Source organism: Glaciimonas sp. PAMC28666, assembly GCF_016917355.1.
GTDB lineage: Bacteria > Pseudomonadota > Gammaproteobacteria > Burkholderiales > Burkholderiaceae_D > Glaciimonas.
Genome location: NZ_CP070304.1, coordinates 5,004,710 through 5,030,369 on the forward strand (window position 1 = coordinate 5,004,710; position 25,660 = coordinate 5,030,369).

A 25,660-nucleotide genomic window follows, 5' to 3' on the forward strand; every position below is an offset into this window, starting at 1 on the left:
CTGTGAAACGGACTTGTGAAACGGACTTATAAATCGAACTTATGAATCGGCCTTATGAATCGGCCTTATGAAACGGACTAGTAAAACAGGCTTATGAAACAGACTTGTGAAACAGACTTGTTTTTTACGGTTTTTGCGCCCACCAAATTCCTGGTGGGCGCATTTGTTTTTGAATAGCCGGTGCTAATAGTGCAGGACTTTAAGCGGGGTGATCCGCACCGCGGGCTATATCGGCAATGATTTCGTAAGAGCGAAGTCGCGCGCTGTGGTCGAAAACGTCCGATACAATCATCAGTTCGTCTGCACCCGTCATCGATATGAGCCTGTCCATCCCTGCTCGCACTGTTTCTTTTGAACCGACGAGGGAAAAACCCAGCATGTTCGAAGCCTGCGCTTTTTCGGCACCGGACCAATACGTCTCAATATCATCAATTGGCGGCTTACTCAAACCTCGCGCACCGCGGAACATGTCCGTAAACGACATTTGCTGGGTTGTTGCAAGACGATGTGCTTCAGCATCTGTCTCGGCAGCGATGATATTAATCCCCACCATTGCATGTGGCGTGGCTTGTTGATCAGAGCCTTCGAACTGCGCCCGGTACACCTGCAACGCCGCTTCAAGTGAATCAGGCGCAAAATGGGAAGCAAAAGCATACGGCAAGCCTAGTTTGGCAGCCAATCTAGCGCCAAATGTGCTCGATCCTAAAATCCAGAGCGGAACCTCGGTGCCGACACCCGGGACCGCGACGATGCGTTGTCCCGGCTCAGCGGGGGCAAGGAAAGCTTGAAGTTCGAGAACATCTTGGGGAAACGACTCTGCACTGGCCGGATCGCGACGTAAAGCGCGCGTCGTAATCTGGTCAGTTCCGGGCGCCCTTCCGAGCCCCAGATCGATGCGACCGGGGAATAAGGTGGCGAGCGTACCGAACTGCTCAGCAATAATTAACGGCGCATGGTTTGGCAACATCACGCCGCCAGCCCCTACACGAATCGTCTTGGTGCCAGCGGCGACGTGCGCAATCGCGACGGCTGTCGCAGCACTGGCAATCCCGATCATATTGTGATGCTCAGCCATCCAGAATCTGCGGTAGCCCCAGGTTTCGGCGTGGCGGGCCAGATCACGCGCATTATCGAGCGCGGTGCGGGCGGTGTTTCCTTGTGTAATACGGACCAGATCGAGGATCGATATGGGGATCATTGGTGAGTCCTTATCTAACTGCTTATACGGGCTAACAGTATATCCCTTATGCCCATTTTGATTTTGCGCAGGCCTTGCTTTCAGCGCCGCTGCTGATGCGGGGAATGGTGCCCAAAGTGTTTGAGCGCCTGACGTTGACACCGCGGCCAACATGAAATAATAGGAACAATTTCGGCAAAGTTAGCCAATTTTGCGCCACGATCAGGAAAATCGCACATTATAGATCAACGGTATTATCGCTTTCTTAATGATATAAAACTAAGTCTATAACCAAGCGAATCTGTCGTCACTCAAAAATTAGATGCAGTTAATATTACTTCATCCACGCCCATTTTAAGCTCCTTGATGGCCGCCGCGCGAATTAAAGGCTTGTTCTCCAGAAAGGCGCTGACCAATTGGTCGCGAGTCAGGTTGTGTGCCGCGTTTTTTGTTAAGTGACGTAACGCCTCGGCTAGCACCGTGCAGGTCACCATATCCCCCTCGTATGGTACGGCGAAGGTAATTTCGGTATTTTTTCCGTTGACTAGCATAGCGTCTGCTTTTCGAAAAATTTTTACTATTAACGACCGCCTAAATGAAATGTCGGCCCCATGCAAACGCAACCAACCGCAAAAGCAATTCTAGGAAAAGGTAGAAAGTTTGAGCTGGATGTCTGCTTTGGCATTCTCAAGCGCCGCGTGGTTCGCCGTACCGTGCGTAGGGAGTCCTTCGGCTATATTTGCCCGTGTCCACCCGATTTTCGTTTCACCATCTTTGCTAATAGCGTATTCGGCGGCCCAGACGTCACCAACTGGCACGGCCCTCGTCTGTATCTCATAACCTTCGTAATTATTCACTGTGATGGCGCTCATGATGCTCCCTTAAGAAATAAAACACACTTATTTATATGCTTTAAACAATTCGCTGCGCCAAATCCGCCAAATTTTATTTTTGACGTTCTTTCTACTGGCGTAGCTAATGAGAATACTCGCAAATTGGAAAACTTCATGAGCGTCACTTAATTTAGAGATTCGCTTAAAAAATTTTCGTTAAAACCAAAGCTCTGCAACTTGAAAAAATAGTTCAGGTAAGGGTTAAGCGTTAGTTATCAACGATAAAGTCAATCAGCCCTAGATTAAACTAGACTGAGATGTAACAATACGACCCTATTTCATTGCATATAGTGATTCTGTTTCGACAATCTCATTTTTGCACGCAGCACCTTTTGATTAGGTAATCATTATCAGATAAGCAGGGTTCGGATCGCGGTCGCGGATGGATAAGAGACACAACGCGCAGTTCGATATAAGACGCGGGTTTCATCGCCTGGCATAACCTCACTATGGACATGTATGAAAGAAAACGGCCAGAGCAACGCAATACTGGGCGCCATCCTTAGCGGAATAACAGGAATGGTTTTTGTTACGAGCGCGCTTGCACAAGAAACAAGTACGGCAGACACCAATGAGTTACCGCAACGCGTACTTGGTGATTTAGGCGTTGGCGTGTACAACGCTCCCAGCGAAATACGCGACGAAATACGTGGCAAACGTAGTTCCACATTGGTATTGCCGTATGCCTATCTCGACTATGGCCGTTTATTCGCACGGGTTGATACCTTTGGCGTTAAAACCTTCAAAATGGGTTATGGCTATCTGGAGCTTGCCGGCCGCGTCAGTTTTGACGGATTCAAAACCTCAAACTCAGCCTTGCGTGGTTTGACGGAAAGGAAAAGATCCATTCCGTTGGGGATAGGGACTTATCAGGAAACGCCTGTCGGTGCCTTCTTTCTCAATGCCTTCTATGACAGCAATAAATCGCACGGCACGTTGCTGGAAGCCATCTATGCCGGCGAAATAAACGCTGGTCCGGTGAACTTTTACCCGCAAATCGGTGCCGAATATCGCAGTGCAAATTATGTCAATTATTACTATGGCGTCACTCCGGCCGAATCTGCTGCCAACGGACATTACAACGCCTATCAGGGTACAGGCGCGACCAATCCACTGGTGGCGCTGCAGGTCGAAATTCCGCTCAGCCCGTTTTGGGTTGTCAATTTATACGGCCGGTATAATTGGCTTGGAAAAGGAATAACCAACAGCCCGATTGTCTACAAAAAGACTTCACAAAGTTACTTTGTTTCACTGGCCTATAGATTTAAGTAATGTTCATATCGGTCGCATCTGTTGGCATATGGCTTAGCTGTGCAGCATCATAGAGCGACGTTAGCGATGCTTCGCCGAAGACGACTATCATTATAGAGGTAGAGGAAATCTGATTTTTCACGACCTCCTCTCACCATTTACCCTTCTTTTTTTGGAGAACGATCATGACTAAGCAAGTTATTGGTGTGATTGGATTGGCCGTAATGGGGCGCAATCTCGCACTAAATATTGAAAGTCGAGGCCATGCGGTCTCCGTTTATAACCGTAGTTCCGAGAAGACCGATTCCCTGGTCGCCGATTTTCCTGACCGCAAACTGGTTGCAACCTATTCTTTAGAAGAATTTATCGATTCGCTTGAAAAGCCACGCAGGGTGCTGTTGATGGTCAAAGCAGGTACGGCAACTGACGAGACGATTGCCGCCGTTAAACCGCTATTGGATAAAGGGGACATTCTGATTGATGGCGGAAACACGCATTTCACCGATACCATCCGCCGCAATGACGATCTGGCAAAATCCGGTATTCACTTTATTGGCACCGGGGTTTCCGGCGGCGAAGAAGGCGCTCTTAAAGGCCCCGCCATCATGCCGGGTGGGCAACGCGAAGCCTACGATCTGGTCGCCCCGATTCTGACCGAAATTGCAGCGAAGGCATCCGACGGTGCACCCTGTGTAGACTACATTGGCCCAAATGGTGCTGGCCATTTCGTAAAGATGGTGCATAACGGGATTGAGTATGGAGACATGCAACTCATCGCAGAAAGTTATGCCGTACTGAAGCATGTCGCAGGACTTTCGAACCAAGAATTGGCGAATGTTTATTCAGACTGGAACAAGGGCGAACTGAATAGTTACCTGATAGAAATAACCTCGCAGATTTTTTCCAAAAAAGATACGGATTCCGATAGCGACCTGGTAGATGTGATCCTTGATCGGGCGGCACAAAAAGGTACCGGAAAATGGACCAGTCAAAATGCGCTGGATTTAGGTGCGCCACTACCGCTAATTACCGAAGCAGTTTTTGCCCGGGTCCTGTCGTCGATGAAGGATGAGCGTGTTGTTGCAAGCAAAAAGCTGTCGGGGCCATCTCAGCAAACCTTCAGCGGTGATCGAAAAGTGCTGATTGAGGCCGTCCAGCGCGCGCTATACTTCAGCAAAATCATTTCGTATGCGCAAGGGTTTGCACAACTGCGTGCAGCCTCTGATGAATACAAATGGGAGCTGGATTACGGCAATATTGCGAAAATCTTCCGGGCGGGCTGCATCATACGCGCCAGTTTTTTGCAAAAGATCATGGAGGCGTACGCGGCCGATAAACAACTGGCTAATTTGCTGCTGGATGACTATTTTTCTGACATTGCGGAAAAATACCAGTCTGCACTACGTGAGGTAGTCATTGCGGCGCTTAATGCCGGGGTGCCAGTTCCTGCGTTTTCCTCTGCCATTGCTTATTTTGATGCGTATCGAACCGAACGGCTTCCAGCGAATCTGATTCAGGCGCAACGTGATTTTTTTGGCGCGCATACTTTTGAGCGAACTGACAAAAAGGGCAGCTTCCACGCCAACTGGCCTTAATCCTACTTGTTCAATGTTGTAAACGGCACCATACGCCACCCATGGGGCGATATAGACTTTTTTAAAATCTCCTGTCTATTCTTGCCCCGATAGTTCGGTAGTCTGTCGTCCAGTTAAGTTTTTTTGTATTGTTTGCAATCGGACCGGCCATAATTTAATACATCGAACAGAACCTGCTTCCGGTCCTTTTTTAATAGGGAGCGTTCTGGTTCAACTACGAAAGAAATTTATGCCAGTGATGAACAAAGCAGCAGAAGAAAAAAAACAGCAACAACTAATGGAAATGGTGAAGTTAGCACGCGACCGACTTCCGCCCGAGGTGTTCTCCACCATGCAGCCGTTCCTGACGGATTACTACTCTCAGGTCGGCGAGGAACAAGTACAAAGTCGCAATATCGCTGATCTGTATGGCGCCGTGATGTCTCACTGGCAGTTTGCACGACACTTCAAGACCGGCACGCCCCGCGTGCGCATCTACAATCCTCAAATCGACGAGCATGGCTGGGAATCTGCCCATAGCGTCATCGAAATCGTCAACGACGACATGCCATTTTTGGTCGACTCGGTCACCACCGAAATTAACCGACTGGGCCTCACCCTCCACGCTGCAATCCACCCCGTATTTCGCGTTTGGCGCGATGCTTCCGGTCAGGTCGAGATGATTCAGTCTGCCAATGGCAGCGCCCCCAAAAGCAAGGATCATCAAAGCGAGCCTCGACTCGAATCCTACATCCATTTTGAGATTGACCGCTGTACCGAAGCTCTGAGACTTGAAGAGATTTTAGCTGGTGTCAAGAAGGTGTTAAGTGATGTTCGGGCCGCTGTCGAAGATTGGCACGGCATGATGACCAGCGCCACTACCGCGGTTTCCGAGCTAAAAGAGCAAGCCAGCAAAGACCAGGGCGAACAGGCAGAAATCGACGAAGGTCGCGCTTTTCTGGAATGGATGATCAATGACCACTTTACCTTTTTGGGCTGTAGAGACTATGAATTAGTCATCAGCGCCGGTGAAAATTATTTGCAAGCAGTGGCTGATTCGGGACTGGGTATATTGCGGGATGCGCTGCGGGACACGACGCGCTCTTCTGACAGCGCCGACATGACCAAATTGCCGAGCGGCGCCCAGGCAATTATCGATTCTCCTTCGCCAGTTTTTATTACCAAAGCCGATTCTCGCGCCACCGTACATCGCCCCGGTTATCTTGACTACGTCGGCGTCAAACGCTACGACGCGGCCGGCAAAGTCATCGGCGAACGACGCTTTGTCGGGCTCTACACCTCGACGGCATACATGGTCACCACCAGCGATATTCCGATCATACGGCGCAAGGTAGCCAAGGTCCAGGAGCGTGCCAGTTTTGTACCAAAAGGACATTTGGCCAAGACGCTCGCGACCATACTGGAACAATATCCACGAGATGAGTTGTTCCAGGTGGACGAAGATAATTTATACGATACTGCCATAGGCATCCTTCGTCTTGAAGAGCGCCAGCGCACCCGCTTATTTGTACGTCGCGATGCATTTGGCCGCTATGTATCGTGCCTGGTGTATGTGCCACGCGACAAGTTCAATACCGAACTGCGGGTGCGTATCCAGACGCTATTGCTCGAAGCCTTTCACGGCGGGAGCATTGAGTTCACGCCCTTATTATCCGACTCCGTTTTGGCGCGAATCCAGTTCACTGTACGCACTGAAGCTGGCACGGTCACCAATACTGATATCGGCGAACTCGAGGCAAAAATTGTGCAAGCCACACGGCGCTGGCAGGACGACCTTGCCGATGCGTTGCTGGAAAGCCGTGGTGAGGAACACGGAAACCGGCTCTTGCGCCGTTATGCGACCTCGTTTCCGGCCGGTTTTCGGGAAGATTACGCAGCCCGTGCGACGGTGCGGGATATAGAGTTGATGGAGCTGGCGCAACAGCGGGCTGGACTGGCGATGAATCTGTACCGGCCAATCGAAGCGGCGGCTTCTTCGTTGCGGCTAAAAATCTATCATTCAGGCAAGCCAATCGCCCTGTCGCAAAGCTTACCAATGCTGGAGCATATGGGCGTGAAGGTGCAGGAAGAACGCCCTTATCGAATTGAAGTGCAGGATGCAGTACCAGTATGGATTCACGATTTCGGCATGCAAACAGCGGATGGCGGCGAAATTGAGATCGACCGTATCAAAGACATATTCGAAGATGCCTTTGCACATGTATGGGAGGGCGCAGCCGACAATGACGATCTGAACCGGTTAGTGCTGGGCGCAAGACTCAACTGGCGCGAAGTGACCATATTGCGCGCTTACGCCCGCTATCTGCGGCAAGTCGGTTCCACCTTCAGCAATGCCTACATTGAGCAGGCTTTGACCGGCAATCCGGCGATTGCCCGTAATCTGGTAGAACTGTTTATCGCACGTTTTGAACCGGCCGCTGTGCTAACCGACGGCCACCCCGACCCGACCCGCGTGGACGCGCTCCTGCAGCAGACTGAGACAGCAATGGACCAGGTGCCTAACCTGGACGAAGATCGTATCCTGCGACAGTTCCTGGGCGTGATTCAAGCCACCTTGCGCACCAACTACTTCCAGCGCGATGTCAACGGCAAGCCGAAGCCCTATCTGTCATTCAAATTCGACCCGGCCAAGGTCCCCGGCTTACCGGCACCAAAACCAATGTTCGAAATTTGGGTGTATTCACCGCGTTTCGAAGGCGTCCATCTGAGGGGCGGCAAAGTTGCACGTGGTGGGCTGCGCTGGTCGGACCGACGCGAAGATTTCCGTACTGAAGTATTGGGCCTGGTCAAAGCCCAGATGGTGAAAAATGCAGTGATCGTGCCAGTCGGCTCAAAAGGTGGGTTCGTATTAAAAAATGCCCCACCAGCCTCTGACCGTGACGCCTACCTGAAAGAAGGTATCGCCTGCTATCAAGATTTCTTACGTGGCTTGCTCGACCTGACCGACAATTTGGCGGGCGGCAAAGTAGTACCACCGGTTGACGTCGTGCGGTACGATCCAGATGACCCTTATCTGGTCGTCGCTGCAGACAAAGGCACGGCTACTTTTTCCGACTTTGCCAACGCGATTTCTGCCGAGTATGGATTTTGGCTCACCGATGCGTTCGCGTCTGGCGGATCAGTCGGTTACGATCATAAAAAAATGGGTATAACAGCCCGGGGTGCCTGGGAAGCAGTTAAACGTCATTTTCGTGAAATTGGAATCAATACCCAGGAACAGGATTTCACCGTTGCTGCCATCGGCGACATGTCGGGCGATGTATTTGGAAACGGTATGCTGTTATCGGAGCATATCAAGCTCGTGGCAGCTTTCGACCATCGTCACATTATTCTGGACCCAGATCCCGATGCTGCTGCCAGCTTTGCAGAACGTGCACGGCTGTTCGTTTTGCCGCGCTCAAGTTGGGCGGATTATGACGCTAAATTGCTGTCGGTCGGCGGCGGTATCTATCCACGGACATTGAAGACGATCCCGCTATCGCCTGAAATACGCGCAGTCCTCGGCGTAACCGCTACCGAATTGGCCCCAAGCGAATTAATACACGCCATTCTGGTCGCCCCCGTTGACCTGCTTTACAACGGCGGCATCGGCACCTACGTCAAGGCCAGTTACGAATCACACGCACAGGTCGGTGATCGTGCCAATGACGCCATCAGGGTCAACGGTGCGCAACTGCAATGTAAAGTCGTTGCCGAAGGCGGCAATCTCGGCCTCACTCAGTTCGGGCGTATTGAGTTTGCGCAAAAAGGAGGTCGGATCTGTACCGATGCAATCGACAATTCTGCTGGCGTCGATTGCTCAGACCATGAAGTGAATATCAAGATTTTACTTGGGCTGGTCGTCACAGAAGGCGAAATGACCGAGAAGCAACGCAACAAATTGCTCGCCGAAATGACGGACGAAGTAGGGAAACAGGTATTGACCGACAATTACTACCAAACGCAGGCGTTGTCTGTGGCCGGTCGTTGTGCCGCATCATTACTCGAACCCGAGGCGCGCCTGATCCGTTACCTTGAAAGGGCTGGCCGCCTTGACCGCACGGTCGAATTTTTGCCTTCGGATGAAGCCATCGCTGAGCGCAAGACTGCCAAACAAGGACTGACCACGCCAGAGCGTGCCGTGCTAATGGCCTACAACAAAATGTGGTTATATGAAACTGCGCTTGCCTCCGACCTGCTGGATGACCAGTTCATCAGTCGCGCACTGGCGCAGTACTTCCCGCAGGCGCTACGTGACCGCTATCCTGATGTGATGTCACGTCACCCGCTGGCACGCGAAATCATCGCCACCTACGTCGTCAATACTTTCACCAACCGGGTCGGAACAACCTTCGTCCATCGGCTCAGTGAAGAAAGCGGGGCCAGTCCGACCGAAGTTATCCGCGCTTCCATCATCGCACGCGACGTTTTTGGTTTTGAAGAGATCTGGAGCGAGATCGACACGCTGGATAACGTGGTGCCTGATGCGTTACAGGCACAGATGTTTATTGAAGTCGGGCGCCTGATCGAACAGGCCAGCTTCTGGTTCTTGCATCGTCATGCAAAAGCAGAAACAATTGAAGCCACGGTCGCGCGCTTCCGCCCCGCTGCCGATCAACTTGGACCCATCCTGGTGTCGTTGCTGACAGCCACCGACGCTGATGCCCTGAAAGCAAAACAAACAGCATTGATGCAAGCAGGCGTGTCCGAAATACTGGCGCGGCGGGTCGCCAGTGCAGAGTTGATCGGCGCTGTCCTCGACATAGCAGAAGTCGCGACCGTAACAGGCCGCAGTCTGGAATTGGTCGCGCAGGTTTATTTTGCCCTCGACCTCAATCTCAACTTCGGCTGGATGCGTGAACGTGCAGCAACATTGCCAGTGGACACACATTGGCAAACCCTGGCGCGGACCGCGTTGCAAAACGACTTGACGACGTTGCAGCGGGCTTTGGCGGCGAAGGTGATACAGCTCTCCCCTACACTCGACCAGTCTGCAGAAATGCTCGATGCGTGGCAAACGGCGAATCGCCCTCAACTGGAACGCTACCGTCGCCTGCTCATTGACTTTCAGCTGGGTGGCAACGTCGATCTGGCAATGCTATCGGTCGCGGCGCGGGAGATGCGAACTATCGAAACGAAATAGCTCACATCGGGTCGGTTGATTCGGCACAAAAAAGACTGCGCGTTCAGGCAGTCTTTTTTGCGAACGGGCGAGTCATTATTCTTAGCAGGGTCATTATTTTTTGCATCAATATTACAAGGTTACTAGGCTACAAGGGCTACAAGGGGCATGAACCCTTCAATCCCTTTCGCCGCCCTAACCCGTCAATCTGGCTTTTACGGTTTCCGGCAGATCACACTCGATCACCCTTACTTTTCCATATCCGCTGAATACGTGCCGAGCACGGCCGCACTGTTCAAGCGCGCACGCTGGTATAACGCTTGCTGTGCGACCTCCTTATGGGCGGCTTCGCCACCCCATGCCTGTATGGCTGCCGCTTGCAGCGCCCGACCATAAGAAAAACTGACGTTCCAGGGATTTTTTCCCTGGGAGTTCATAGCGTTCAGATTGGCGGTCGCTGCCGCATCGGTCTGCCCCCCCGACAAAAAATTGATGCCTGGAACCGCCGCTGGCACCGTGCGACGCAAACAGGTCAATGTTGCCTGTGCGACCTGCGGCGGTGAAGCTTGCTCTTTGCACATAGAACCGGGAACCACCATATTAGGCTTAAGGATCATCAATTCGAGCGCCACGCGTTGTGCGTGGAGTGCATGGAAAACTGTGTGTAAAACCCGCTCAGTAACACTGGCACACGTTTCTATCGTGTGATCGCCATCCATTAATACCTCGGGTTCAACAATCGGCACCAGACCAGCCTCCTGACAAAGTGCCGCATAGCGTGCCAATACATACGCGTTAGCCGCGATACCCTGCGCAGATGGCATCCCGGCATCAATCGTCAATACCGCCCGCCATTTGGCAAAACGTGCGCCCAACTGCTTGTATTCTGTTAAACGCTTCGACAACCCATCCAGGCCCTCCGTTATTTTCTCACCGGCAAATCCTGGCAACGCCACGGTCCCCATGTCAACCTTGATACCGGCGATCATACCTTGGGTTTTCAACAAGTCAGGAAGCGGTACACCTACCGTATTTTTTTGCTTAAGGGTTTCGTCGAAGAGAATCACGCCGCTAACAAAATCGCTGAGGCCGGGTGTCGAGAACAACAATTCCCGGTAGTCGCGTCTACTCTCCTGCGTGGATACCACATTTACGGCTTTGAAGCGCTTCTCAATGGTGCCAACACTTTCATCGGCGGCTAAAATGCCTTTGCCCGGGGCGATCAATTCAGCGACAGTATTTTCAAGGTCTCGTACGGATATCGACATACTTCCTCCAGGGGTTATATTCGCTTTAAGGCGGTTCATGAACGGAAAGCATTTGCGTTGCGGCATACTCTGGGCAACTTAGGGGCATGCTCCGGGTTTTGCAAAAAAATGAATCGAACCAATGCGGCCGATGTGACGGTGTAGCGTAGTCATACTAAGCTGCTTCAAGTCTGATCCGGTGGCGTGACCGTCTTTGCATTCGCCAAAATAGTAAAGATATCCATCGGAACCGGAAAAATAATGGTCGAACTTTTATCGCCGGCAATGTTGGTCAGCGTTTGCAGATACCGCAATTGCATGGCTTGCGGTTGCTGCGCCAGCATTTGCGCCGCTTGCAACAGTTTTTCAGAGGCTTGTAATTCCCCTTCCGCATGAATAATCTTAGCCCGTCGTTCGCGCTCAGCCTCGGCCTGGCGAGCGATTGCCCGAATCATCGTTTCATTAATATCGACATGCTTTATTTCGACGGTTGACACTTTGATACCCCAGGCATCAGTTTGGGTGTCCAGCACCTTCTGGATATCCAGGTTGAGTCTTTCCCGCTCGGATAGTAGCTCGTCGAGTTCATGTTTACCCAGCACTGAGCGTAATGTCGTTTGCGCCAGCTGACTAGTCGCATCGAGAAACTTCACGACCTGAATCACCGATTTTTCGGGATCGACTATCCGAAAATACACCACTGCATTGACCTTCACCGACACATTATCACGCGTTATCACATCCTGCGGTGGCACATCAAACACCACTGTGCGTAAATCTGCCCGCACCATTTGCTGCACCACGGGGATCAGCAATACTAACCCGGGACCTTTGACCTTCCAAAACCTTCCCAACATAAAGATCACGCCGCGTTCGTACTCGCGCATGATACGTACAGACGAAAGAAGTACTACCACCACAATCAGAAATACAATGCCACCGAATCCGAAGCCGAGCGTCATATCAATCTCCTGGTTTTACTTCATTGATCGGTGCCACCTTCAATATCAAACCGGTCCGCGCAGTCACACGCACCCGTTGCCCTTTTTTTAGCGGCAATGCGCTTTGGGCCCGCCATTGCTCACTATGCACACGCGCCCACCCCTCGCTAATGACACCGTCGGACTGCATATCATGGAGCATGATTCCGGCACTGCCGAGCAATTCTTCGCCGCCGCTGACCACCGGCCGCTGTCTGGATTTGAGCACCGCACTAAATACAAAGTAGAGAAACAAAGCGGCTATCGCTGCCAGCGCGATGATTAACGGCAACGGAATGCCAAAACCGGGCTGATCGGTATCAATCAACATGGTGGCACCAAAACCGAAAGCGATAAGGCCGCCAATTCCGACGGCGCCGAAGGTCGGCAAGTAAACCTCGGCCACCAAAAATCCCAGGCCAAGCAGAATCAACCCCAATCCGGCGTAATTAACGGGCAGCATTTGCAAGGCAAACAAGCCAAGTAACAAAGAAATCGCACCGATGACGCCCGGCAACACGACGCCAGGATTCGTAAACTCAAAAATCAAACCGAAAAACCCCACCAACAGCAGCATCAACGCAGTGCCGGGGTCCGTTATCACGGCCAGAAACCGTGTTCTATCATCGAGCTTTATCGTTTGAATCGCGGCACCGGCCGTATGTAACGTGTGAACCCCGTTGGCAGTATTGATCTGTCGCCCGTCAAGCTGCCGCAATAGATCCGGTACGTTCTGAGCGGTGAGATCAATTACTTTCTGCGCCAGCGCTTCATTCGCCGAAAGACTGACAGCCTCCCGCACTGCACGTTCTGCCCATTCGGCATTACGGCCGTGCATCTGGGCCAGGCCGCGAATATACGCGGCCGCATCGTGCATCTGTTTCCGATGCAATGTACTTTCGTTATCGGATGGCAATGTTGGGTTAGTAGGGCCAGAGCCGCCCATGGCGTTGGCTGATTTTGCTGGTTGCTGTTGTTGATGCGGTGGCGGCGTCCGGTCCGGTATCCCCACCTGCACCGGGCTGGCCGCGCCTAGATTGGTGCCCGGTGCCATTGCAGCAATATGGCTGGCGTATAGTATAAAAGTGCCAGCGCTTGCAGCACGGGCGCCTCCGGGTGCAACGAAACCGACCATCGGAACAGGTGACGCCAACATGGTCTGGATGATGTGCCGCATCGAAATATCCAGCCCGCCAGGGGTATCTATCTGCAGGATAATTAATTGGGCACCGCTTTTTTGGGCTCCCAGAATATTGCGGCTGACAAAATCCGCGCTTGCGGGTCCGATCGCCCCCGTCACGGGTATCACCACCACGGGTGCTAAAACAGCAGCAGTGCTGCCAGTCACGCCAAAGCCGAAGCTGAGGACGAGCCCGAGGCATATAGCGACAATCTTTTTCAGAAACTTCAGCATGGCGCGAAGTATTAATAGAAAAGGGTTTTGTCTTCCTTACTGACTATCTCTGTGCCAATCTATTGGCAATCCTAATGCTGCTTCAATAAGACCAACGCACGTCAGAAAATATCCCCAAACTTGCTAAATGGTAGCAAAAAATCTGTCTTCCCGAGCCCGGCGGCCCAGACTTGTCCAGCCGCAACCCCGCAGATATGCACCGGAATCGGTCCATGGCCGCTCCTTCTTTTCGTAACGCACACGCCAGATTGAACTCAACTGAAACTACCTGCGAATTGATAGCGATGGCCGGGGTGCCACATAGTAGCAACCGAGGCTATGCCGCCTATGGATCTGGTTTTGCGTTTAAGCACCAGACAAGGTTCTTTAAGCTCGATGCCAAGCATCTCGGCGATTGCTTTCGGCGCAATACACGCTTCGATACTGTAATCAGCGCCTTGTAAGGGCGCGGCGACCATCAGGTACTCATTGGGCGTAATAGCGGAGAAATCCTGAAGGATGTAATCAGGGGCAACCTCAGCGTTAACCCACCGGTCTTCGACCTGTATCGGAACGTCGTTTTCGAAATGCACGATAACCGAATGAAACAACATTTGGCTGCAGCGGAGTTCAAACTGCTTGGTCATCAACTCGTTTGCCTTGCAACGCTCGAGGCAATGAAGTTCGCTGCGATGGACGTGTCCCCGCGCCCTGATTTCGTCAGCAATGCTTTTAACTTTTACCAGCGTGGCCTGATATTTTTGTTGTGCGACATAGGTACCTGAACCCTGAATGCGGTTCAGGATCTGCTCGGATGTCAATTCGCGCAAAGCACGATTGACCGTCATGCGGGACACCTCGAACTGCTTGGACAACGCCGCTTCGGTCGGAATGACGTCACCCTCTCGCCAGTGCCCCAACTGGATTTCATGCAGGATGTAATCCTTGATGCGTCGATAAATGGGTAAATTTGTTTGCTGATCCTGAACCGCCAAACCGCTCTCCTGTGGCTCTCTTCCAAGAGTGATAACTAATTCGAATTGGTATTTTATCATTAGCGGGATTCCGCTTGATTCACATCGTCAATTTAAATATATATTGACTAAGTTGTATATACAAATTAATATTTAGAAAGCGTACGAACAATCCTTATCGCAGTGTTATCGCAGCGTTATTTACCCCATCCGGGTTGATTTTTGAGAGAAAAAGACCGCCATGCCTACCTCATCGGACATATCACAACTGGACAACGACCCTCGTTACGACGCCAGTCGCACTATTCGCGCTCCGCGCGGTAACGTAAAAGTTTGCAAAAGTTGGCAGACTGAGGCTGCGTATCGGATGCTGCAGAATAATCTTGACCCGGAAGTGGCCGAGAATCCCAGGCATCTGGTGGTGTATGGCGGCATTGGTCGCGCGGCACGCAATTGGGAATGCTTCGACAAAATTCTCGCGGTGCTCAAAGATCTTAACGATGATGAAACCCTGCTGGTGCAATCCGGCAAGCCCGTCGGCGTGTTTAAGACCCACGCTAATGCACCGCGCGTACTGATAGCCAACTCCAATCTGGTACCTAAGTGGGCCAATTGGGAACACTTCAACGAACTCGACCGCAAGGGCTTGTTCATGTACGGGCAGATGACTGCTGGCAGCTGGATTTACATCGGCAGTCAGGGCATCATTCAGGGCACCTATGAGACGTTCGTCGAGGCTGGCAAACAGCACTTCAACAACGACTGGCGAGGCCGCTGGATGTTAACTGCTGGCCTGGGCGGCATGGGTGGTGCGCAACCGCTGGCGGCGACGCTTGCTGGCGCAGTGTCGCTAACCATTGAGTGCCAGCAAAGCAGTATCGATTTCCGTCTACGCACTCGTTACCTTGACAAACAGGCCAAGGATATCGACGATGCGCTCGCACTGGTCCAGTATCATTGTGAACGCCATGAGGCGGTATCGATCGGGTTATTGGGTAACGTAGCAGATATTCTTCCGGAACTGGTGAAGCGCGCTCAGGCAGACGGCATCAAGCCAGATCTGGTGACCGATCAAACCTCCGCGCACGACCTGATTAATGGCTATCTGCCTTCTGGCTGGAGCGTGGCCGATTGGAAAAAGGCTCAAAATGATCCGAGTCAGCATATCCGTCTGACTCAGGAAGCAGCAGCGTCTTGCGCGCGTCATGTGCAAGCGATGCTGGACTTCCATGGCATGGGCATTCAGACCGTCGATTATGGGAATAACATCCGTCAGGTTGCATTCGATCAGGGCGTGCAAGACGCGTTCGCCTTCCCCGGTTTCGTGCCCGCATATATACGTCCCATGTTTTGCGAAGGCAAAGGGCCATTCCGTTGGGTCGCGCTGTCCGGCGATCCGGAAGACATTTACAAGACCGATGCCAAGATCAAAGAACTGTTCCCGCAAAATAAACACGTCCATCGTTGGCTCGACATGGCACGCGAGCGGATTGCGTTTCAGGGCCTGCCAGCCCGAATTTGCTGGCTTGGCTTAGGCGAACGTCACATCGCCGGCCTGGCGTTCAACGAGATGGTGCGAAGTGGTGAATTGAAAGCACCGATCGTGATTGGTCGCGATCATCTGGATACCGGCTCGGTGGCTAGCCCTAACCGTGAAACCGAGAGCATGCTGGATGGCACCGATGCAGTATCGGACTGGCCGTTGCTGAACGCATTGTTGAATACCGCTGGCGGGGCTACCTGGGTCTCGTTGCATCATGGCGGTGGCGTTGGCATGGGCTATTCGCAGCATTCCGGCATGGTGATCGTCGCCGATGGCAGCGATGCTGCCGCACAGAGGCTGGCGAACGTGTTGGTGAACGACTGCGGCAGCGGTGTAATGCGCCATGCCGACGCCGGCTACGAGACCGCAATCGCTTGTGCGAAACGTCATCATTTAAATCTGCCGATGATTGATTGAGCGAACCACACCGAAATATATTGTGCGCAATGTAAGAATAAAACCAAGCATAAAAAACTTGGCACGCGTGGCACATGCGCTCACATGGAACTGAAAAATGCTCACTGATACCTCTTTAGATACCTCTTTAATTTGGGATGGCCTTTGGTTAAACCTCCATATTGCGACGATGGAAGGCACCGGTTACGGTGAGTTATTGGACGGTGCAATTGCCACGTGTAATGGGAAAATTACCTGGCTGGGCCTGCGTGCCGATTTACCCACTGGATGGGAAAAGCAATCGATAAAACAAGTACATGACTGTCGCGGCGCATGGATGACGCCAGGCTTGATTGACTGCCACACACATATCGTGCATGCCGGAAATCGTAGCAACGAGTTCGAAGCAAGACTCAACGGTGCCAACTACGAAGACATCGCCCGCGCGGGCGGTGGCATAATCTCCACGGTACTCGCAACCCGTGCGGCCAGCGAGGAAGAGTTGTTGCTCCAAAGTCTCCCGCGTGTGCGTAGTCTGCTGGCCGAAGGGGTGACTACGCTGGAAATCAAATCCGGCTATGGATTAACGCTGGCGGCCGAATCCAGCATGTTGCGTGTCGCCCGGCGGATTGGGGAGTTACTTCCTGTCACCGTCAAAACTACTTTCCTCGGCGCGCATGCACTGCCACCGGAGTATGCCGGCCAGCCAGATGCCTACGTCGATGCAATCTGTAACGAGATGCTGCCAAGCCTGGTGGCACAAGGATTGGTCGATGCGGTGGATGGCTTCTGTGAAAATATCGGTTTCTCACCAGCGCAGATCGAGCGGGTATTCAAAGCGGCCGAACGTTTGAATCTGCCGGTCAAATTACATGCAGAGCAACTGTCTGATCAAGGAGGCGCTGCCTTGGTTAGCCGCTTCAACGGTCTATCCGCCGATCATCTGGAGTATTTATCCGGTAGCGGTATTGCGCCTATGGCAGAACACGGCACGGTAGCAGTGTTATTACCCGGTGCCTTCTATTTTTTGCGGGAAACCCGATTACCCCCGGTTCAAGCTTTACGGGAAGCCAACGTCCCGATTGCCATCGCCACCGACTGCAATCCTGGCACCTCACCGATGACATCCCCGCTATTGGCGATGAACCTCGCTTGTACGTTATTTCGCCTCACGCCGCAGGAAGCACTGGCAGGTGTCACAATCAATGCAGCCAAGGCGCTTGGCATGGCGAGCAGTATCGGTAGCCTGTCGTTAGGGAAGCGTGCTGACTTTGTGCTGTGGGATATCGACCGCCCCGCCGATCTGGCGTATGCAATGGGATTTAACCCGTGTCGTGCCACTTTTTTTGCAGGGACATTACGTGACCGGCAGAGTGTGCTGTCAGTGCAGTAACAGTTCGGGAAAGCTTTCGTTCTTCTAATCGCCCAGCACCGATCAGCCGTATTTACATTGCCGTTCACGAGTTCGAGAATGTTCCCTCCGATTGTGCGTCTGCATGATATGAAGACCGTACCATCGGGCCCGAGGCCACACGCGTGAAGCCCAGGCGAATTGCCGTTACCCGTAACGCTTCGAATTCCGCAGGGGTGACGTAGCGTGCAACCGGCAAATGATGGGCGCTCGGTTGCAAATATTGTCCAAGCGTCAACATATCGACTTGATGTTTCCGCAGATCCTGCATCACCGCTTCGATCTCTTCAAGTGTCTCACCCAAGCCCAACATCAGTCCAGACTTTGTGGCGACATGCGGATGCTGCTGCTTGAAGCGTTGGAGTAAATCCAATGAATTTTGATAGTCGGCGCCGGGACGCGCTTCACGGTAAAGACGTGGAATAGTTTCGAGATTATGGTTAAAAACATCCGGAGTCGCCTGACCGAGCACAGCAAGGGCGACATCTATGCGCCCGCGAAAATCCGGCGTGAGAATTTCGATCTTTATTTTAGGACTCAGCGCCCGCGTCTCTTGAATACAGTCAACAAAATGTGCCGCACCGCCATCGCGTAAATCATCCCGATCAACCGAGGTTATCACCACATAAGAGAGATCCATCGCCTTGATCGTCCGGGCCAGATTTTTCGGCTCGTCCGCATCAAGGGGGTTGGGTCGACCGTGACCGACATCGCAAAACGGGCAACGCCGGGTACAAATATCACCCATGATCATAAAGGTCGCGGTACCGCTCTTGAAGCACTCTCCGATGTTAGGACAATTTGCTTCTTCGCAGACGGTATGGAGATGGTTTTCGCGCAGGATCTCCTTCATGCGCAAGACTTCGCGGGTGCCTGTAAACTGCGCCCGAATCCATGCTGGTTTGCGTAAATATTGCGACGGTTCAGTAGGAACAATTTTAATCGGGATACGGGCCATTTTTTCTGCACCGCGGAGTTTTTCCCCCGCTTCTACCGGTCGCTGCGCTGCGTTGGATTCGCCCATCAGTATTCCCCTAATCATCTTCTCGGCGTTCGGATTGTCTCTTTCCGAATGCAAAATTTGCTATCGTGTTCAAAACGCTCACGCCACGCGAAACAATGAACGCATCAACCCCGATAATAACGTTGCGCCACGAAAGGCGTTTTGGCGACCACGACCGGGACAGGCTTACCACGCACAATGGCGTCCAGTACAGTCCCGACCGTTGCATGCGCAGTATCCACATAACCCATCGCCACCGGCCCGCCGATGGTGGCTCCAAATCCGCCGCTGGTGACTCTTCCGACAACCTCGCCTTTGGTATTCACCACTTCAGCCCCTTCGCGCACTGGCATACGGTCTTGCGGTACGAGTCCTACGCGTTTCCGCGCAACCCCTTCGGCGAGCTGATGCAGAATAATATCCGCGCCTGGATATCCGCCACTGCGGGCCTGGCCAGCGCGGCGTACTTTTGAAAGTGCCCACGACAGACTTGCTTCGACCGGCGTGCTGTTGGCGTCCATATCGTGCCCGTACAGGCAAAGCCCGGCTTCCAACCGTAATGAATCGCGCGCCCCAAGACCAATAGGGGCAACCTCCGGTTGTGCCAGTAGCACCCGCGCCAGAGCTTCGGCGTGATGGTTCGGCACAGATATCTCAAAACCGTCCTCACCTGTATAGCCGGAACGACTAACAAAACAATTCACGCCCGCCAGCATGACAGTGGCCGTCTGCATGAAAATCATCTTTGCGGTGTTGGGTGCAAGCCGCGCCAACACCTTTGATGCCAGCGGCCCCTGCAACGCCAGCAAGGCACGGTCGCTCAGCTCTTCCACCCGGCAACGCGCCGAGAGGTGCTGCTGCAGATGCGCCAAATCCTGTTGTTTGCAGGCGGCATTGACGACCAGCAACAAGTGATCCCCACCATTCGCGACCATCAGATCGTCGAGGATTCCACCGCTGGCATTGGTGAACAAGGCATAACGCTGCGTATTCACGGGAAGATCGATGATATCAACCGGTACCAGCGTTTCAAGCGCCGTGGCCGCATCTGCGCCGCTCAAGCGTACTTGCCCCATGTGTGAAACGTCGAACAAACCCGCTTGCGTGCGGGTGTGAATGTGCTCTTTCAGCACACCGGTCGGATATTGCACCGGCATCTCGTAACCGGCAAACGGCACCATTTTCGCGCCCAGTTCGAGATGCAGGTTATATAACGGCGTGCGCGCCAGGGATTGGGGTTTGGTATCCATAGGGTTTCCTTTTATTCCTAAGTTTGCAGGCCGAACCAGCCATAAAGCAGAGCGAACCAGTGTGCCGCGTATGTCCGAATTCGATCAGCACTCAATGACATTCACCGCCAGTCCGCCCCGTGAGGTTTCCTTATATTTGGTTTTCATATCAGCGCCGGTATCGCGCATGGTCTTGATAACATTATCGAGCGAAACATGATGCCGGCCATCACCCCGCAGGGCCATTCGCGCTGCATTGATCGCCTTGACCGAACCCATGGCATTGCGCTCTATACACGGCACCTGCACCAATCCGCCAATCGGATCGCAGGTCAGGCCAAGGTTATGTTCCATTCCTATTTCTGCTGCATTTTCGACTTGTGCCGGGGTGCCACCCATCACTTCAGCAAGTGCACCGGCGGCCATAGAACAGGCCACCCCAACCTCGCCCTGACAACCGACTTCTGCGCCAGAAATGGAGGCATTTTCCTTGTATAGAATACCGATTGCGGCGGCGGTCAGCAAAAACCGGACCACGCCGTCATCATTGGCCCCGGGCACAAAACGCACGTAATAATGCAATACCGCTGGAATAATCCCCGCCGCGCCATTGGTCGGGGCAGTCACCACCCGCCCACCGGCAGCATTCTCTTCATTGACCGCCAACGCGTACAGGTTAACCCAATCAAGCGTCGTCAACGGATCGCGCAAACTGCGTTCCGCTTGCATTGATAGCGAACGGTGCAACTCGGCCGCACGCCGCCGCACCTGCATCGGTCCGGGCAGAACGCCCTCTTTTTCGCAACCGCGTTTCACGCAGTCTTGCATCACCTGCCAGATCTTCAATAAGCCATCGCGAATTTCTTGCTCAGGCCGCCACACTTTTTCGTTCTCCACCATTAACTGGCTAACTGAAATTTGATCGCGCTGGCAAAGCGCAAGGAGTTGATTGCCGCTATCAAAGGCGTACGGCAGTAAGGTTGTATCGGATACAATCCGGTCCTCGCCAGCGGCGTTTTCGTCGACCACGAAACCACCGCCTACGGAGTAATACACCTTGTTGGCAATTTCAGCCTGCGCTGCATCGAAAGCAGTAAAACGCATGCCGTTGGGATGGGCTGGCAACGTGCGCTGCCGATACATCAAAAGATGTTCTTTTTCAATAAAGGTGACCGGCTTTATTCCCAATAAACGGATGCTCGTCGTGCTGCGAATTTCCGCTAACTTGGCGTCAATGCTTTCAATATCAACCAGATCCGGCGTCTCGCCCAACAAACCGAGTAACACCGCCTTATCGCTACCATGGCCTTTTCCAGTGGCGCCAAGGGAGCCGTATAACTCTGCCTTGACCGTATTCACCCGGTCCAGCAAACCGTTGACTTTCAAGCCGTTGACAAACAACAGTGCCGCCCGCATTGGCCCTACCGTATGTGAGCTGGACGGGCCAATGCCCACTTTGAAAAGTTCAAATATGCTGATCGCCATCCTGACGGTATCTCCTATGATGAATTACGCTGATGAACCAGGCTGGTACGACCAGAAAAACACCTGGTCGTCGAACCCGAGTTCCGTGCGTCCAGCGTTATTCGTAATCCGACAATGGCGGGCACGAGCACACCAGATTACGGTCACCGTACACGTTATCGACACGTCCCACCGGTGGCCAGTACTTGCTTCCCTTTGCCATTGATATCACCGGAAATACCGCTTGTTCCCGCGTGTAGGCACGATCCCAATCTTCCGTCAGATCCATTGCCGTATGCGGAGCATGTCTGAGCGGACTATTTTCGGCGCTGATGCGTTCGTCTTCAATCTCCTGGATTTCGTGCCTTATCGCAATCATTGCCGTACAAAAACGATCCAGTTCTTCCTTCGATTCGCTTTCGGTAGGTTCAATCATCAATGTTCCAGCCACGGGAAACGACATCGTCGGCGCGTGAAAGCCAAAATCGATGAGGCGTTTCGCGACGTCATCAACAGTGACGCCGGTTTTGTCTTTGAGTGGCCGCAAATCGATAATGCACTCATGCGCCACGATGCCGCCTCTTCCGGCATACAAAATGGGATAATGGGGTGCCAGGCTATGGGCGATATAGTTGGCGTTCAGAATCGCCATTTGACTGGCTTGTTTTAGACCGCGGCTTCCCATCAGCGTGATGTAAGCCCAACTGATCGGTAAAATATTCGCGCTGCCCCATGGCGCAGCGGCGACGGGTGCGATACCGGTCTCAAGCAGCCCATGTCCCGGCAAAAACGGTGCGAGGTGCGCCTTCACGCCAATCGGACCAACGCCGGGGCCGCCACCGCCGTGTGGAATACAAAACGTTTTGTGCAGGTTGAGATGCGACACGTCGCCACCAAAATGACCCGGCGCGCATAAACCGACCATTGCGTTCATATTCGCGCCGTCGATGTAGACCTGCCCGCCATGCGCATGAATGATCTCGCAAATTTCACGAATCGCTTGTTCAAAAACGCCATGCGTGGAAGGATAAGTAATCATCAATGCGGCCAGATCCGCCGCATGCAGGTCGGCCTTGGCTTTGAGATCAGCAACATCAACGTTGCCATTATCGTCGCAACGCACCACGACCACTTTCATGCCTGCCATATGCGCTGTGGCAGGATTGGTACCGTGCGCAGAACTCGGGATAAGACAGATATTCCGGCGTTGCTCACCCCGACTTTGATGATAGGCGCGGATTGCCAGCAAACCGGCATACTCACCTTGCGAACCGGCGTTCGGCTGCAACGACACGGCATCATAACCGGTACAGACACACAACATTTGCTCCAGCTCGGTGACCAGTTGTTGATAGCCCTGTGCTTGCTCTAGCGGCGCAAAAGGATGCATGGCACTGAACTCTCTCCACGTAATCGGTATCATTTCGGTCGTGGCGTTGAGCTTCATCGTGCACGAACCGAGAGGAATCATCGTCCGATCAAGTGCCAGATCCTTATCGGCCAAAGCGCGCAGATAGCGCATCATTTGGGTTTCGGAGTGATGGCTATTGAATACCGGATGCGTCAAAAATGCACTTGTTCGACTGAGTTCTGCAGGAATCCGATCATCAACGTCGGCCTCCTCCGTTGCGAACGAAAGCGTGGGGTGACCCTTGCGTGAAAAAATACCCCACAATGTCTCGATATCTTTTGCCGTCGTCGTCTCGTCGAATGAGAGGCCGACCTGATCTGTTCCGACCAGCCGCAAATTGATGGATTGCGCCCGCGCCGCCGCATGAATCGCCTGCGTATGTCCGGTGGTGCTCACGGTAAGCGTATCGAAAAAATGCGGCGTCAACACGGCATAATCAAGCTTGCCCAACCCCGCAGCAAATGTTGCCGCCAGTCGATGCACACGTTGCGCGATGGTCTTCAATCCTTGCGGTCCGTGATACACCGCATACATGCTCGCAATATTCGCTAACAATACCTGCGCAGTGCAGATATTGCTAGTCGCTTTTTCACGGCGGATATGTTGCTCCCGCGTTTGCATCGCCAGACGATATGCTTTGTCACCGCGGCTGTCGATAGAAACGCCGACAATACGTCCCGGCATTAAACGTTTGTGCACATCCCTGGTAGCGAAGTAGGCAGCATGTGGCCCTCCGTATCCCAACGGAACACCAAAGCGCTGAGACGTGCCTATCGCCACATCGGCACCAAATTCACCGGGCGGCGTCAATAACGTTAACGCCAGCAGGTCGGCAGCAACGACTACTAATGCATCCTTGGCATGTGCAAGGGCCACCGTTGTGGCGTAATCATGGATCTCGCCACTCAGATTTGGATATTGCAACAACACGCCGAAACAATCGAGATCATTCAGCGCTGTTAAATGGTCACCCACCACAACATTGATGTCTAGCGGAGCAGCACGGGTTCGCACCACATCAATCGTTTGTGGAAAGCAATCCTGCGAGACGAAGAAAGTGGTGCTTTTACTTTTTGATACCCGCTGGCAAAAAGTCATCGCCTCGGCTGCCGCGGTAGACTCGTCAAGCAGCGACGCGTTAGCGATTTCCAGACCTGTCAAATCGGACACCATCGTCTGAAAATTCAGCAGCGCCTCCAGCCGCCCCTGTGATATTTCCGGCTGATACGGCGTATAGGCGGTGTACCAGCCTGGATTTTCGAGCAGATTACGTAGTATCACGGTGGGTGTATGGCAGTTGTAATAGCCCGTCCCGATATAGGTTTTAAACACCTGATTCTTGGCCGCGATAGTGCGTAGCGCCTCCAGCGTTTCCACCTCATTGAGTGCGCACTGCAAGTCTAGCGGCGCGTCCGACAAAATAGCGGCTGGCACAACATTTTTTATCAGCGCGTCGATCGACGTGTACCCCAGCGCCGCCAGCATGCGTTGCTGGTCTGCTTCACCAGGCCCGATGTGCCGGCCGACAAAATCAGTATGCTGCAATAAATCTTCAAACGCCGGACGTATTGGGGTCATTCTTTTCTCTCACGAAAGTTACTTATGGGGCCAAACGTTCGCATCGCCGCAGCGACGCGGATGGTGCAAGGCATTGGGCAAAAACAGCTCGCAATAGTTAATTTCCGATCAGCCCAAAGTTGCAAGGAAAGCCTTGTAACCATCCTCGTCCATCAGGCCGGTGATACCGGCAACGTCGTTCGCCTGAAACCTGAAAAACCATCCTTCGCCCAACGGATCTTCATTCACTTTACCTGGCTCCTCGGCCAAAGCCTCGTTGACTTCGGTGATAACGCCGGAGGCTGGCATCATAATCTCGCTGGCGGTTTTTACCGATTCAATGACCGCGGCTTCTTGCCCTTTTTCGATTTCCTTGCCGATGTCAGGCAACTGAACATAAACCAGATCACCTAGATGGTCTTGCGCAAAATCAGTAATGCCGACCGTCACTAAACCGTGATCGTCGATTTTTAGCCACTCGTGCTCTTCGGTATATTTAGTCGCGCTCATCGTTTGCTCTCCACAAAAGGTTGGTCGTACTCAATTCTTAGATATTCGGCCTGCGAGTTCGGCGGCCCGGCGGCCCGGCGATCCGGCGATCCGGCGGTCCGGCGGTCCGGCGATCCGGCGATCCGGCGATCCGGCGCACGGACGCGAATGTCTTAGAAGCGTTTAATAGAATAACTAAACCTCATGAAATTGTATGGTTTTCAAGATTTCCTGGGCAATCATTTCCAATGGTAAATAAGGCATAAAAACGATTATTTTCTAGTTTAATAATTAAAAAACAAAAATAAACTTCAAAATATTTAAAAAAAACAAAATAACAAAATGCACGACTGTTAATGGCCAAAAATTTTCATGCTCTCCATTGATCGTCGACACGAGTGTTCAAAAACCTCAAACCGTCGCCCCCATAGACCACAAAAAAAGTTCTTAAGTTCGGCCTTGCGGAGAGCAATTTTCTTTTAATATTAACGCAAATAAAATGCAAACTGGCGTCTGAAATTGATGGTCGCGACTGACCTTTATCAA

At 52.6% G+C, this 25,660-nt stretch carries 17 protein-coding genes; 6 read left to right on the forward strand and 11 right to left on the reverse strand.

What is annotated here, in order from left to right; genetic code table 11:
• Positions 1-199 precede the first annotated feature (199 nt).
• Together JQN73_RS21535 and JQN73_RS21540 are read right to left on the reverse strand one after the other, a co-directional pair.
• Entirely contained in the window at positions 200-1,198 is a 999-nt protein-coding gene (locus JQN73_RS21535) for an LLM class flavin-dependent oxidoreductase (protein ID WP_205320945.1), read from the reverse strand.
• 290 nt (positions 1,199-1,488) lie between these two features.
• Positions 1,489-1,728, reverse strand: a complete 240-nt coding sequence (locus JQN73_RS21540; protein ID WP_205320946.1) for a DUF1488 family protein — start codon at positions 1,726-1,728, stop codon at positions 1,489-1,491.
• Between the two features lie 60 nt (positions 1,729-1,788).
• Between JQN73_RS21540 and JQN73_RS21545 the strand changes: the two genes are divergently transcribed.
• The 4 genes from JQN73_RS21545 to JQN73_RS21560 all read left to right on the forward strand — a co-directional run bounded on the left by JQN73_RS21545 (position 1,789) and on the right by JQN73_RS21560 (position 10,038).
• A complete protein-coding gene (locus tag JQN73_RS21545; RefSeq protein WP_205320947.1) occupies positions 1,789-2,199 on the forward strand; it encodes a hypothetical protein in 411 nt (136 codons plus the stop codon).
• A gap of 330 nt (positions 2,200-2,529) precedes the next feature.
• Positions 2,530-3,342 (forward strand): MipA/OmpV family protein, encoded by an 813-nt coding sequence (locus JQN73_RS21550; protein WP_240162356.1) that lies wholly within the window; start codon positions 2,530-2,532, stop codon positions 3,340-3,342.
• A 164-nt stretch (positions 3,343-3,506) separates the two neighbouring features.
• On the forward strand, positions 3,507-4,916 hold the full coding sequence (gene gndA / locus JQN73_RS21555) for an NADP-dependent phosphogluconate dehydrogenase (protein WP_205320948.1): 1,410 nt from the start codon (positions 3,507-3,509) through the stop codon (positions 4,914-4,916).
• A gap of 238 nt (positions 4,917-5,154) precedes the next feature.
• Complete coding sequence (locus tag JQN73_RS21560) at positions 5,155-10,038, forward strand: NAD-glutamate dehydrogenase (RefSeq protein ID WP_205323518.1); 4,884 nt, start codon at positions 5,155-5,157, stop codon at positions 10,036-10,038.
• A gap of 227 nt (positions 10,039-10,265) precedes the next feature.
• On the opposite strand, the gene JQN73_RS21565 is transcribed toward JQN73_RS21560, so the two are convergent.
• The 4 genes from JQN73_RS21565 to hutC all read right to left on the reverse strand — a co-directional run bounded on the left by JQN73_RS21565 (position 10,266) and on the right by hutC (position 14,692).
• On the reverse strand, positions 10,266-11,285 hold the full coding sequence (locus JQN73_RS21565; RefSeq protein ID WP_370551277.1) for a class I fructose-bisphosphate aldolase: 1,020 nt from the start codon (positions 11,283-11,285) through the stop codon (positions 10,266-10,268).
• Between the two features lie 164 nt (positions 11,286-11,449).
• Positions 11,450-12,226: a slipin family protein gene (locus JQN73_RS21570; protein ID WP_205320949.1), complete on the reverse strand. Its 777-nt coding sequence runs from the start codon at positions 12,224-12,226 to the stop codon at positions 11,450-11,452.
• Between the two features lies 1 nt (position 12,227).
• The gene (locus JQN73_RS21575) at positions 12,228-13,658 is read right to left on the reverse strand and encodes a nodulation protein NfeD (RefSeq protein WP_205320950.1); all 1,431 of its coding nucleotides are present in this window, start codon (positions 13,656-13,658) and stop codon (positions 12,228-12,230) included.
• A gap of 254 nt (positions 13,659-13,912) precedes the next feature.
• A complete protein-coding gene (hutC, locus tag JQN73_RS21580; RefSeq protein ID WP_205320951.1) occupies positions 13,913-14,692 on the reverse strand; it encodes a histidine utilization repressor in 780 nt (259 codons plus the stop codon).
• Between the two features lie 160 nt (positions 14,693-14,852).
• Between hutC and hutU the strand changes: the two genes are divergently transcribed.
• On the forward strand, positions 14,853-16,571 hold the full coding sequence (gene hutU, locus JQN73_RS21585) for a urocanate hydratase (RefSeq protein ID WP_205320952.1): 1,719 nt from the start codon (positions 14,853-14,855) through the stop codon (positions 16,569-16,571).
• Positions 16,572-16,668: 97 nt separating this feature from the next.
• Positions 16,669-17,943 (forward strand): imidazolonepropionase, encoded by a 1,275-nt coding sequence (hutI, locus tag JQN73_RS21590; RefSeq protein WP_205320953.1) that lies wholly within the window; start codon positions 16,669-16,671, stop codon positions 17,941-17,943.
• Positions 17,944-18,007: 64 nt separating this feature from the next.
• Here hutI and lipA read toward each other — a convergent pair whose 3' ends face one another.
• From lipA to gcvH, 5 genes are all read right to left on the reverse strand, one after another.
• A complete protein-coding gene (gene lipA, locus JQN73_RS21595) occupies positions 18,008-18,985 on the reverse strand; it encodes a lipoyl synthase (protein WP_370551278.1) in 978 nt (325 codons plus the stop codon).
• Positions 18,986-19,089: 104 nt separating this feature from the next.
• Positions 19,090-20,214, reverse strand: a complete 1,125-nt coding sequence (gene gcvT / locus JQN73_RS21600) for a glycine cleavage system aminomethyltransferase GcvT (protein WP_205320954.1) — start codon at positions 20,212-20,214, stop codon at positions 19,090-19,092.
• 84 nt (positions 20,215-20,298) lie between these two features.
• The gene (locus JQN73_RS21605) at positions 20,299-21,678 is read right to left on the reverse strand and encodes an L-serine ammonia-lyase (RefSeq protein WP_205320955.1); all 1,380 of its coding nucleotides are present in this window, start codon (positions 21,676-21,678) and stop codon (positions 20,299-20,301) included.
• A 97-nt stretch (positions 21,679-21,775) separates the two neighbouring features.
• Positions 21,776-24,646, reverse strand: coding sequence for an aminomethyl-transferring glycine dehydrogenase (gcvP, locus tag JQN73_RS21610; protein ID WP_205320956.1), 2,871 nt, complete (start codon positions 24,644-24,646; stop codon positions 21,776-21,778).
• A gap of 108 nt (positions 24,647-24,754) precedes the next feature.
• The gene (gene gcvH, locus JQN73_RS21615) at positions 24,755-25,135 is read right to left on the reverse strand and encodes a glycine cleavage system protein GcvH (protein ID WP_205320957.1); all 381 of its coding nucleotides are present in this window, start codon (positions 25,133-25,135) and stop codon (positions 24,755-24,757) included.
• Between the last annotated feature and the right edge of the window lie 525 nt (positions 25,136-25,660).